10 protein-coding genes are annotated in these 12,731 nt (G+C 43.4%); 8 read left to right on the top strand and 2 right to left on the bottom strand.

Features of this window, described 5'->3' with window-relative positions; genetic code table 11:
• Together AACT18_RS05570 and AACT18_RS05565 are read left to right on the top strand one after the other, a co-directional pair.
• A complete protein-coding gene (locus AACT18_RS05570) occupies positions 1 to 1,659 on the top strand; it encodes an EAL domain-containing protein (RefSeq protein ID WP_094124872.1) in 1,659 nt (552 codons plus the stop codon).
• Complete coding sequence (locus AACT18_RS05565; RefSeq protein ID WP_094143573.1) at positions 1,635 to 2,990, top strand: HD domain-containing phosphohydrolase; 1,356 nt, start codon at positions 1,635 to 1,637, stop codon at positions 2,988 to 2,990. Before AACT18_RS05570 ends, AACT18_RS05565 begins: the two co-directional genes overlap by 25 nt.
• Before the next feature lie 42 nt (positions 2,991 to 3,032).
• Here the strand turns inward: AACT18_RS05565 and AACT18_RS05560 are convergent, their stop codons facing one another.
• Together AACT18_RS05560 and AACT18_RS05555 are read right to left on the bottom strand one after the other, a co-directional pair.
• The gene (locus AACT18_RS05560) at positions 3,033 to 4,736 is read right to left on the bottom strand and encodes an FAD-dependent oxidoreductase (protein ID WP_094124921.1); all 1,704 of its coding nucleotides are present in this window, start codon (positions 4,734 to 4,736) and stop codon (positions 3,033 to 3,035) included.
• A 52-nt stretch (positions 4,737 to 4,788) separates the two neighbouring features.
• Positions 4,789 to 4,974, bottom strand: a complete 186-nt coding sequence (locus AACT18_RS05555; protein ID WP_017042380.1) for a YgaP family membrane protein — start codon at positions 4,972 to 4,974, stop codon at positions 4,789 to 4,791.
• 132 nt (positions 4,975 to 5,106) lie between these two features.
• On the opposite strand from AACT18_RS05555, the gene AACT18_RS05550 reads away from it, so the two are divergent.
• The 6 genes from AACT18_RS05550 to AACT18_RS05525 all read left to right on the top strand — a co-directional run bounded on the left by AACT18_RS05550 (position 5,107) and on the right by AACT18_RS05525 (position 12,241).
• On the top strand, positions 5,107 to 5,436 hold the full coding sequence (locus tag AACT18_RS05550) for an ArsR/SmtB family transcription factor (protein WP_013867870.1): 330 nt from the start codon (positions 5,107 to 5,109) through the stop codon (positions 5,434 to 5,436).
• A 30-nt stretch (positions 5,437 to 5,466) separates the two neighbouring features.
• Positions 5,467 to 5,886, top strand: a complete 420-nt coding sequence (locus tag AACT18_RS05545; RefSeq protein WP_094124922.1) for a YeeE/YedE family protein — start codon at positions 5,467 to 5,469, stop codon at positions 5,884 to 5,886.
• A 10-nt stretch (positions 5,887 to 5,896) separates the two neighbouring features.
• Complete coding sequence (locus AACT18_RS05540) at positions 5,897 to 6,355, top strand: YeeE/YedE family protein (protein WP_013867868.1); 459 nt, start codon at positions 5,897 to 5,899, stop codon at positions 6,353 to 6,355.
• A 56-nt stretch (positions 6,356 to 6,411) separates the two neighbouring features.
• Positions 6,412 to 7,431, top strand: a complete 1,020-nt coding sequence (locus AACT18_RS05535) for an efflux RND transporter periplasmic adaptor subunit (RefSeq protein ID WP_441351398.1) — start codon at positions 6,412 to 6,414, stop codon at positions 7,429 to 7,431.
• A gap of 1 nt (position 7,432) precedes the next feature.
• Positions 7,433 to 10,579: an efflux RND transporter permease subunit gene (locus AACT18_RS05530; protein ID WP_094124924.1), complete on the top strand. Its 3,147-nt coding sequence runs from the start codon at positions 7,433 to 7,435 to the stop codon at positions 10,577 to 10,579.
• A 231-nt stretch (positions 10,580 to 10,810) separates the two neighbouring features.
• Positions 10,811 to 12,241 carry a transporter substrate-binding domain-containing diguanylate cyclase gene (locus AACT18_RS05525; RefSeq protein ID WP_094124925.1) on the top strand — a complete coding sequence of 477 codons (1,431 nt, stop codon included), beginning with the start codon at positions 10,811 to 10,813 and terminating at the stop codon, positions 12,239 to 12,241.
• The last annotated feature ends 490 nt before the right edge of the window (positions 12,242 to 12,731 follow it).

Genomic DNA, 12,731 nt, shown 5'->3' with positions numbered 1-12,731 from the left:
ATGTTTCGATATAAAGAAATTCTGCTTGTAGATGATGAGCCAGCGGTACTTAAAGCTTTAACTCGTGAATTCAAACCGCATTTTTCTGTGGTTCATTGTGCGGGTAGCGGCCTTGAGGCTCTGACTATTTTAGAGCGGCACCCTATCGAAATTGTGATTTCTGATTATCGAATGCCTAATATGGATGGGACAGAACTGGTCGTCAATATTCGCAATCAGTATCCTCATGTTGTAACCATTATTCTATCTGGTCAAGCTGACATCACAGGTTTGTCTCGTGCTTTGAACGAAGGGAAATTGCATCGTTTTCTCCAAAAACCATGGGATAGAGAGGAGCTGATTGAAACCATACGTTTGAGTTTATTGGAGCGTGAAGCATTGCTAGGTAGTGATGTGCTGACGAACTTAAAAAACCGGCGTACGTTAGATGAACAGATTATCGAATTGAAAAAACATGGTGACTCCTCATACGCTTTGGTCATGGTGAATATTGCTAATCTAGACGAAATTAACCATCAATACGGCGGAGCGCTTGGTAATCAATTTATTAAAACGCTGGCGTGGTATCTGAGTGATGGTAATACAGAGCCGGAAACCATATATCGCTACAAAGATAAGCTGTTTATGTGCATTCCATACAGCCCCAAAGGTTATCAAGTTGTGATGCGCCTATGTTCGCGACTCTCTCAGCCTGTTGAAGTCGACACACATCTTATTAAAACCAGGTACACGGTTTTGCTCTGTGATGTTAAATCGTTGCATCAAGTCGATGATATATCTATTGCTGACCTTAATGAACGGTCGCGAGTGCGTTTGCACCATCAACTGCCGATTTACTGGCTCGATAATGAGCCTCAATCCCGAGAGTTATTGGCGCTATTTTCTGTATTAAACGATATCGATAGACGCTATTTCTGCGCGTTTTATCAGCCTCAACTGTCGACGGTAACTGGTGATGTTTGTGGATTTGAAGCATTAGCTAGGCGCAAAACAGTTGAGAATGAGTGGCAATATCCAGCCAGCTTCTTACCCATAATTGAACAGTATGGTTTAACTAAAGTGTTAACCGAAAAAATATTGGAAGACGTACTGATGTTCATCAAACAACATCAGAAACTAATTAAAGATCGAAATATCAGTGTTAATGTGCCTGGGAACATGTTGATAAATGGGCAATTTTACGAATTATTGACTAAGCTAACTACAAAGCTCAGTTGCGGTTTGAATAATTTGTCAATAGAGATAACGGAGCATGACTTTATTGAGGATTTTATTCAGGCGAAACAAGAACTCAGTAAACTGAAAGGGTTGGGATTGAGCTGTGCACTGGATGATTTTGGAACTGGATATGCGGGCTATGAATATCTGTGCGAAATGCCTTTCGATGTACTTAAAATTGATGGGCGATTTGTTCAAGCAATTGGCAAATCAGCGTCCAATGAAGTTATTTTGAGGGCAATGATAGATAGTGCTGAATCACTTGAAATGGGAGTGATTGCCGAATGGGTTGATACTCAGGAGCAAGCAGATAAATTGAAAACCTTGGGCTGTTCCATTATCCAGGGGCATTTGGTGAGTCAGGCATTATCATCAGACGACGTGGTCAGCTATTTGTCTAGAATGGAGGAGGATCGATGGAAAATGTCGCACAAAAAATAGCAATTAGTGGTGATAGACTTAGCCTTCTGCTGCTAGATGATGAGAGCGAAATTCTAAAATCACTAACGAGGGTTTTGCGTACAGATTATGACATAGTTTCTTTTAATAGCGGAAAGGAAGCCTTGGAATATTTAGATCAACATGAGGTCTCTATTATTATCTCTGATATGCGGATGCCAGAGATGGATGGTGCCGATTTTCTCGCAAAATCAAAAGAATTATATCCTGAGACGATTCGTATCCTTCTTACTGGATACAGTGATATTCAGTCAACCGTCAGGGCAGTAAATTCCGGCGGAATTCATACCTATATTGGCAAACCATGGGATAACGAAAACCTAAAATTGATCGTTTCAAAAGCAGCGGAGTTTTATCGTCTGACAAAAGAGCGAGAGCATTTGGCTATCGAGTTAGAAAAACGCAATAATGAGCTCGAAGTAGTTAATCTAGCCTTGGAGGACAATAATCGTAAGCTGGCTGAATTTAATCAAGATTTAGAGCAGAAGGTAAAAGAGAGAACGTTAGAGCTGCAATCATCTAATAAAAAGTTAGAACATTTATTGATGAGTCGTAACAAAACGTTTAAAGATATATTGGGTATGGTTACTGCGATCATTCAATATCGAACGGGACACCCAGCCGATCACGCAGAGCGTATTGCCAACCAAGCGAAGGTAGTAGCGCAGCGGTTAAAACTGCCTGAAAGCCAAGTGAGTCATGTATATTTGTGTGGTTTGATGCACCAAATAGGACTAATCGGTGCGAAAGATAAAGAACTTGAAAAGTTGATTGTTGATCCAGAAACCTCAATTCCTCAGAGTCCTAATGCCAATTCTGTATTAGGCGCCGAGATTTTAGGCCGAATTAAGCGCTTTGAACCACTAGTTGAGATCATTCGCCACCAAGATGAGTTGTATAATGGTACTGGTAAGCCAGGCCATTTACATGGTGAAGAAATACCTTTGTGTTCACGTATTATTAAAGTGGTTAAAGATTATGACTACTATATTGCATCACCAAATAATCCACGTCGTATGCATACCAAAAGTGCGCAGAGTTATATAAAAGAGCAGGCTGGAACCTTATATGACCCCACAGTCGTGGATGCTTTTTTAATGGTAGTAACTTCGTTAAAACACTTGGAGGATGGCCTAGAATTGTGCATTGGTTTGAGTGAAGTGAAACCGGGTATGAAAATTAAGCGTGATTTGTACTTACCTAATGGAAACTTAATGTTGACCGCTGGCAATCAAATTAACTCAGCTTTGTTGGCGAAATTAAAAGAGCTTGAAGAACAGACTAATATGCCAATCGCGGTTTACATCGGTTAATTTAAAAAGAGTGCCGCATCAGCAGCACTCAATTGAATTTTTTTATTGTTTTGCAAACAGATAAGTACGGAACCCACCAATCAAGTTACGTGCTTTAAAGCCATTATTGGCCAGTTGGCGGTAGGCTACATTACCGCGCAACCCGACTTGGCAATAAATGATGATCTCTTTGTCTTTGGGCAGTTCATCCATACGTTGACGAAGTTGGTCAACCGGAATATTGATGTCGCCTTTGAGATGATTACCATTTTCACGTTCACTTGGATTACGTACATCCAAAAGAATATGCGTGTCACTTAGCGAATCGATTTGATCAAAATGGATGGCTTTTGCATCGCCTTTCATTATATTTGTCGCGACAAAAGCTGCTTGGTTAATCACATCTTTCGCGCTGCCGTATGGTGGCGCGTAAGTCAGCTCTAGGTGTTGTAGTTGTTCTACTGTCATACCTGCACGTTGAGCGACAGCCATCACGTCGATACGCTTGTCGATGCCATCTTTACCAACTGCTTGCGCCCCGAAGATTTTGCCTGATTTTGGATCGAACAGCATTTTGAACGACACTACTTCAGCGCCCGGATAGTAGCTCGCATGGCTGGCTGTGTGAACGTACACTTTTTCGTAATCAACGCCGTCACGTTTTAGTTGCTTCTCATTTTTGCCTGTGGATGCCAAGGCTAAGTCGAATATTTTACAGATTGCGGTTCCTTGTGTTCCTTGATAGGTTTCGTTACGACCAAGCATGTTATCAGCTGCCATGCGACCTTGGCGATTAGCAGGGCCTGCGAGTGGAACCAGCGTTTGTTTGCCTGTAACAAAATCCTTTTCTTCGATCGCATCGCCGACGGCGTAAATCGCTGGATCGCTGGTCTGCATCTGTTCGTTCACCCAAATGCCACCAAGTTCACCGAGTTGTAAGCCCGCTTCAGCAGCTAGTTTGGTTTCTGGACGCACACCAATCGCCATAATCAGGATGTCAGTGGTGAGTATTTCACCATTGCTGAGCACAAGATCCAGTTCACCTTCTATGTGTTTGTGATCCAGAGTTTCACCCGATTCTGTGCTAGGTAACGTCGTCGCTGGTTTATATTCGACCGATTTTAAGGCAACACCTAAACGTAAATCGATGCCTTTAGCGCGAATTTCCGCATGAGCAAAGCCCGCCATTTCACTATCGACAGGTGTCATTACCTGATCAGCCATTTCGATCAGCGTAGTTTTGATACCGAGGTGATGGAATGCTTCCATCATTTCCAAACCGATAAAACCACCGCCGACAACAGTTGCATGCTCAGGTTTATTCATTTGTAGCGTCTGAATGATTTTATCCATATCTGGAATGTTGCGCAGCGAATGGGTCAGTGGGTTTTGAATCCCAGGAATCGACGGGACAATAGGACCCGCTCCAGGGGAAAGCAGCAAAAAATCATAGCTTTCTTGGTACTCTGACTGATCCAGCAGATTGCGTACAGTGATGGTTTTCGCTGCACGATTAATACGCAGCACTTCATTCATAGTGCGTACATCCACATTAAAACGCGCTAAAAAGCTTTCCGGTGTTTGTAGCAGCAAATTACTGCGCTCTTTGATGTCACCGCCGATGTGATATGGCAAGCCACAGTTAGCAAATGAAACGAAGGGGCCCCGCTCAAACATAATGATTTCAGCTTCTTCGCTGAGTCGACGAGCACGAGCCGCTGCGGATGCACCACCCGCGACACCACCAATAATCACAATCTTAGTCATAACTTACTCCAGTAAAATTAAACAAAAGCGGCATGGTAAGGTAAGTAAATCCTCAGTGCAGGCCAAGCTTTTTCAAGAAAAAGGCCGCTGGACAAATCCCTGTGAAAGCGCTTTGAATTAAGTTCACTCCAACAAATACCGTTAGCCAAATAAAGTTTGAATGGACAAACACAGTTAAAACGATCGACAGCAGTACCATGCTGCCCGCCAATATTCTTACCCCATTTTCAATCGTCATGTTGTTACCCTCCGTTGTAAATTAAAGTCACTATAAATCCATTGATTAGTAATGTCTAATGTTAATTTATCTAATTTTGAATAAGCTAAATAAGCGTTGACTAAATCTTGTTTATTAGTATTATCTAATTAAATGCAATGCGAAGGGGGAATGATGGAGATCACATCAGTCAATGTGGAGCAAATGAAAACAAATGCGATAGAGGTTTCAGAGTTGCTTAAAACGATGGCCCACCCTGAGCGTTTGATGGTGCTTTGCCAGTTAATTAATGGTGAGGTGGGCGTTGGAGAATTGCAGCAAAGCTCGATGTTAAGTCAATCAGCCTTTTCGCAACATTTAACCGTACTTCGTAAGCAAAATATGATCAAAGCAAGAAAGGAGTCGCAGCAAGTCTTCTATTCGCTATCGGATCCGCGGGTTGTACAGCTTATTCAAAGTTTGCAGACCGTTTTTTGTAATTAGTTCATTTGTCATAGGTTAAAAGGATAAATAATGTTGTTTTCTGTTCCTTGGGAATCGTTGTTAGGTGGTGTTTTACTAGGGATATCGACTTCACTCATGTTGCTGTTTAACGGCAAAATTGCTGGGATAAGTGGGGTATTAACGGGATTGATGACGCCTAAAACGCGTGATTTTGCATGGCGTTTGTTATTTGCACTTGGCATGGTAACCGGTGGTGCTATTGCCGTTTGGTTTTTAAATGCACAAGTGCCGCAAACTTTTAACTTTAATAACGGTGTTTTGGCGCTTGCTGGCCTATTAGTTGGGGTAGGCACTCGATTAGGAAATGGTTGCACCAGTGGCCATGGTATCTGTGGTGTTGGTCGACTATCCACTCGCTCTATTGCGGCGACAGGTACCTTCATGGGCGTTGCTGCCATTACTGTGTTTGTACGCCTTCATCTTCTATAAGTGAGTCAAAATGAATCAGATGTTGTTTAGATTAACCTCGTTAGTGGCAGGTATTTTGTTTGGTGCGGGTATGGTTATCTCAGGAATGGCCAATCCAGCCAAAGTCGTAGGTTTTTTGGATGTGGCTGGTGCTTGGGATCCAAGCTTAATGTTTGTGATGGGAGGCGCATTGGCCGTTTTTATGCCGACCTATTTCATCGTTATTAAAGCAAGACAGCAGCCTATAAACGCAGAAAAATTCTGTTTAGCGACGACTCGCAGTGTTGATACCCGGCTTATCTCTGGTGCTGCGATTTTTGGGTTAGGTTGGGGATTAGTGGGCATCTGTCCAGGGCCAGCACTATCAAGCCTTGCACTGGGTAATATTGAGGTATGGCTATTCTTTGTCTCAATGATGGTTGGGCTTGGTGCAACTAATTTGTTGATCTGCATTAAGAATAATAAACAACAGCAAACGCAAACGGTTTAATCTAACTAGAATTCAATAAGCAAGTGGAATCGTAACGATCAACATGAGGGATGGGTATGAAAAGGCGAATTTGGATTGCGTGTATTGCCTTAATCACGAGCGGTTATTGGGCCGTTGGCTATGCTGATGATCGTTATATCGTGACCTATGAGCAGATACCACAGCAGATTGCATTCGAAGGTGTTGTCCAGCCAGTTAACAAAGGGACAGTTGCGGCTCAAACCTCTGGTCGAGTCGTTGGTGTGTATGTCGACGTTAACGATTTTGTTAAAAAGGGCGAGGTGCTATTAGAAATCAGCGCTATTCAGCAATCGGCTTCTTTAGACGCATCTCAAGCTCAGTTAACCAGTGCAGAGGCTCGAAATCGTGAAGCTCAAGCTCAACTAAAGCGTTATCGACTGCTGTTTCCTAAAGGTGCGATTTCACAAGATCAAATGGATGGCGCTGAAGCTCAAGCTCGAAGTGCTGCTGCGGCCGTCAAGGCGGCAAAAGCCGCGGTCGTGCAGGCGAAGGAGTCACTTGGATACACCAATATTACCGCCCCTTATGATGGTGTCGTGACGGAGCGACATGTAGAGCTGGGTGAAACGGTGGCTCCGGGTACTGCGCTGCTCAGTGGTTTCTCATTCAATGAGTTGCGTGTTGAAACGGCCATTCCGCAGCGCTATCAGCCTGCAGTCACCAATGTTGCTCAATTCCAAGTCATTATGCCTACGGGCGATAAAATAACCCCAATCGATTACAGCTTATTCAGTTATGCCGACCCTCAATCACATACATTCAAAATCCGTCTTGAACTGCCTCGTGTAGATCAAACTAACAAGCTCGGGCAAGTGATGCCAGGAATGTGGGTCAAGACAGAGTTTAATTATGGTCAACGTGAGGTGATGCTCATTCCTGTTGCCGCTGTGATTCGCCGAGCAGAACTGAGTGCCGTATATCGCATCGTTGATGATAAACGACTGCTAAATCCAGTGCGATTAGGGCAAACCTATGGTGAATATGTGGAAGTATTATCTGGCTTGGAACAAGGCGATACGGTTGCAAGCCGTGTATTTACACAAGTAGGTGAGTGATATGGATAATCGTTTAGGCGTCTCAGGACGTATTGCCAAAGCTTTTCAGACTTCAGCGATGACGCCGTTGCTCGCGATTGTTGGGTTACTGATGGGCGTTTTTGCGGTAATGGTTACTCCTAAAGAAGAAGAGCCGCAAATCGATGTGACCTTTGCCGATGTGTATATTCCTTTTCCCGGAGCTTCTCCGGCGGAAGTGGAAAGTTTAGTGACGAACCCAGCAGAGCAGATCATCTCTGAAATTGAGGGAATTGATAAAATTTACTCTTTTTCACAACCCGATGGTGCGATGATTGTGGCTATCTTTGATGTCGGCGTTCCTAGAAACGACGCCGTGGTTCGTATTTATAATAAACTCTATTCCAATAAAGATTGGATGCCAAAAGGCGTTGGGGTGGGCGAGCCGATCATTAAACCTAAAGGCATTGAAGATGTGCCTATCGTCAGCATTACGTTATCCGATAAAACGGGTACTTTGGACAACCAGCAGTTAACGCAAGTGGCCCATGGTTTAGAAACAGAGCTCAAACGCATTAATGGTACACGAGATATTTATACGATAGGTCGCCACCCTACTATTGTTGATGTACGTTTAGACCCCGTTAAAATGAACAGCTTTGGCATCACGTTAGATCAACTGAATCAGCATCTTCCTGCGGCGAACCACAGCTCTCCAATGTTGAAACTGACGCATGAAAATCAGCAGTTTCCCATCCAAATTGGTCAGTTTTTAACAAAAGTTGAAGAAGTAAAGCAATTGGTGATTGGGCTGCATAACCAGGCACCGGTATATTTAGCGGATGTCGCTACGGTTCAATTGGGTGTTGATACATCAACCCAACAAGTTTGGACCAGTGATAAGCAAGGTATTTATCCAGCAGTTACCTTAGCCATCGCTAAAAAAGGAGGTGAAAACGCCGTTCGTGTGGCTGAGATGGTTGAAGCTCGAGTTGCAGAACTTGAAAATCAGTTAATTCCACACGGAATCAGTGTTGAAATCACGCGTGACTACGGGAAAACCGCCGCCGATAAAAGCAATACATTGATCGGTAAATTGATTTTTGCAACCACTGCAGTCGTTATTTTGGTGGTTATTGCGATGGGATGGCGCGAGGCTATCGTGGTCGGTATGGCTATTGTTGTCACCTTGATGATGACACTGTTTGCATCATGGGCATGGGGTTTTACACTCAACCGGGTCTCGCTTTTTGCGTTAATTTTCTCTATTGGCATTTTAGTGGACGATGCCATTGTTGTTGTGGAAAATATTCACCGCCATATGGCGTTAGGTAAGCGCAAACTGGCGGATCTCATTCCTACGGCGGTTGATGAAGTGGGTGGACCCACAATCCTTGCCACCTTAACCGTGATTGCCGCACTATTGCCAATGGCCTTTGTCTCTGGGCTTATGGGCCCGTATATGAGCCCAATTCCCATCAATGCTTCGATGGGAATGCTGATTTCATTGGCGGTTGCATTTGTCTTTTCACCTTGGTTAGCGGCCAAGTTTCTTAAGCCTTCATCGCATCAAGCACAATCTCAATCAACTCAAGGCATCTTTCACCGAATCATGAATCCTTTCGTGGTCTCGGCTGCACAAAGACGTAACCGCTTTTTCTTGATGCTTGCGGTATTTGCGCTTATTGCTGGCTCCCTATTACTGCCAATCACAAAGGCCGTGGTTTTAAAAATGCTGCCTTTCGATAATAAATCAGAGTTTCAAGTGGTATTGGATATGCCTGAAGGGGCGTCGCTTGAGAAAACGCAACGCGTTTTATTTGAACTTGGCGCGGTGTTAAATAGCGTGCCTGAAGTCAGTGGGTATCAGATTTACGCAGGTACAGCCGCACCGATCAACTTCAATGGCCTTGTGCGTCATTATTTTATGCGCAATCAAGCCAACCAAGGCGATATTCAGGTGAACCTGTTAGGGCGAAAAGAGCGCGATAAAGATAGTCATACGATTGCAAGTGAGGTACGCCCCAAGCTTAATGAGGTTGCCAGCCGATTTGGCGGTAAAGTCAAAGTCGTTGAAGTTCCACCGGGGCCACCCGTTTGGTCACCTATTTTAGCGGAAGTTTATGGTCCGACACATGACATTCGGGCACAAGCGGCAAGGATGCTACGCGGGATCTTCCACGAAACAGCGGATATTGTCGATATCGATATGTATCTACCGGAAGTGCATCAAAAATGGCAAGTAGTGATTGATCGCAGCAAAGCGTCACACTATCAAGTACCTTATGCTTCGATAGTCGATGCTTTGGCGACGGCCGTCGGTGGAAAGCCGATCACCTATTTGCACAGTGAGCACAGCAAGTACCCAATCCCCATTCAAGTGCAAGCTAGTGAAAACGCCAAAGTCCGATTAGATCAAGTGTTGAACATGAAAGTAGCGAGCACTGCGGGCAGTGCATACCCATTGTCTGATTTAGTCACTATTCGCCAAACTCAAATGGATGACTACATTGTGCATAAAAACCTGTTACCAATGGTGATGGTGGTGGCGGATATGACGGGTGAAACAGACAGCCCCTTATACGGTATGTTTGAAATGGCGTTCAACATCAATGCACTTGGTCTACCTGTGGAACAGTATTATATCCACCAACCTACAGGGTTAAATGGTGTCGAAATCTTCTGGGATGGTGAATGGACGATCACTTATGAAACATTCCGCGACATGGGCATTGCCTACGCAGTTGGGATGATCCTTATTTACTTACTGGTTGTCGCGCAGTTTAAGTCCTACCTTATTCCGTTGATCATTATGGCTCCAATTCCACTGACGATTATTGGCGTCATGCCCGGACATGCGTTACTTGGTGCTCAGTTCACCGCCACGTCGATGATTGGGATGATAGCACTCGCGGGGATTATTGTGCGTAACTCCATCTTGCTGGTTGATTTCATTAATCAGCAGGTTGAAGAAGGTGTGGCATTTTCCGAAGCGGTTATTCAGTCTGCGGCTGTTCGTGCTAAACCCATCATGCTTACCGCTTTAGCGGCCATGATCGGGGCGGTATTTATTTTAGATGATCCCATTTTTAATGGCTTAGCCATTAGCCTGATTTTCGGCATCTTTGTTTCTACCGTCTTAACTTTATTGGTTATTCCTGTTTTGTATTATACGGTTATGCGTCATTGATCTTTCTGTTCTAACAATTCCCTTGCTCTAACTATAAAAAGGGCGCTGAGTAGTCAGCGCCCTTTTTATCAGCTTTAAAATGTCAGCAGGCAATGGATATTAAAAATGCAGTTTTAAATAGGTAGATTACGGATAAATTCGCTATGATTATAACTAAAGGTGTTTCATAACAAGAAAAGCGGTGCAAGCTTAATCGTGTTTGAGTCAACTAAACTCCCCAGTTAGGAAAACATGAAACTGAAATCTGCGTTATTGATGATATTTTCTCGAGTGATGGCTGTATTGGCGCTGCAGCTTCCAGTCATCGCTTCTACGGCAGAAGTCGGTGAACCGCTCTCCAGCGAGCATGATCTTTCTCAACCTCTGCTTATTACAAGCTCAGCCAAGTGGAAACCGTATTCGTATATTAATAAGCAAGGAGAGCCTGCCGGGATCTTAGTCGATTATTGGAAAGTCGTTGCTGAGCAAAGCGGGTTCGATGTTGAATTTAAACTAGTAAGCTGGAACGAATCACTAGAGCTGGTTAAACATGGGCAAGCCGACGTTCATGCGGGTCTAATTCAATCACCTGAGCGAGATCTGTTCCTCGATTTTGGACCTGAAATTATGGCGATCGAGACGCACGTATTCTTAGATCAACACTTACTCGGTACGGATTTTGACAAAATATTTTCAGGTGAAATCGATATTAAGGTTGGCGTTGTATTGGGTGGCTATGAGGCGTATTACGCAGCTCAATATTTACCTAAATTAAACTTGGTCTACTTTGCCACGAATGAAGATATGTTGTATGCCGCTTCCAGTGCAAAATTAGAAGGGTTTATTAGCGATTATCAAGTCGCTAATCTCTTTATGTTTACAGAAAATAGCCCGAAAAAATATGTGCCAGTTAAGTTTCTCTATTCTGAGCCGTTGCGCTTTGGGGTGAAAGAGGGCAATGACGTTCTTTGGCAGAAGCTCGCAAATGCGACAGATAAGGTATCTGATGCCTCTAAAATGCAGTTATTTAGTCGCTGGATCTACATGGAGACGGTTTACCCAAAATATTTTATCCCGATCATCATTAGCGTAGCTCTGATGGTTCTCTGTATTTACATCTTGATGTTAAGACGCGCAGTCATACATAAAACCATCGATTTAGAGAGAGCAAATCACTTGCTAGAGAAATTGGCGCAAACTGATGAGCTAACAAAAATCAGTAATCGCCGACACTTCCAATCAAAGATAGCAGAATTGCAAGGAACTCCCGTCCCCTTCACCTTATTGGTGTTTGACATTGATAACTTTAAGCTAATCAATGATCAGTTTGGTCATGAAGTGGGTGATCAAGCCATTATTCATGTGGTTAGACATGTACAGAGAAAGTTATCCAATAATGACTTTATTGCTCGTTTAGGTGGAGAAGAGTTCGCCATTATTCTTACTCTCTATACCTTTGAAGAGGTCAAATTGAAAGCTCAATATATCTGTCAATCTGTCTATGAAAATCCAATGCGAGTAGCCAGTGATACCATCACGCTCAGTATCAGTTTGGGTGGCGCCTATTACGATCTTGTTCCTGATAAGGTCTCACTTACTGTTGCGGACAGTTTAATGTACCAAGCCAAGTCGGCGGGTAAAAATCGTGCTGTAGTTGTTAAAGTCGATCAATGTGCGGATTGATCATTCCTATTAACTTCATTTCGGCCATCTATTATCACTTGGCTCGCCCGAGGACAGCGTTTCAAGAAAAGCCATTCCAAGAAAAGTATGGGTGATGTTTTTTGGCAACGAAATGACCTCGATTAATCATGAAATAGTGTGCTGGAATTCGACATTTCATGTCGCTAATGTGAGACTTTGTGCCCAAGTTGCGAAAGAGGGAATAAAGAGTATTGCTGCCGCTAATCGACATACACATTTTGATTTTAACATCGCAATACCTCACTGATCGGATCCGAAGGCTTAGCCTATCAGGTTCGGTGAAATTTCAAGAGGAAAAATCAAAAATTTGCAATTTTCATCGTTTCTTTTCTAAGTGAGATCTACTACTCCAAGATCGCATTGATCTTGTTCAATGCTCGGTTTTTATTGATCCAAATCAATACCCTGAGTTGGGAGTTTTCGTTAAATGCACCACAATATATTGTGTCAGTCGGATAATAAACTGCTC

The organism is Vibrio sp. V04_P4A5T148, assembly GCF_963875605.1.
In the GTDB taxonomy this organism is placed as follows: domain Bacteria; phylum Pseudomonadota; class Gammaproteobacteria; order Enterobacterales; family Vibrionaceae; genus Vibrio; species Vibrio anguillarum.
Note: the sequence above shows the minus strand (reverse complement) of the source record. Positions and strands in the feature narration are given on the sequence as shown.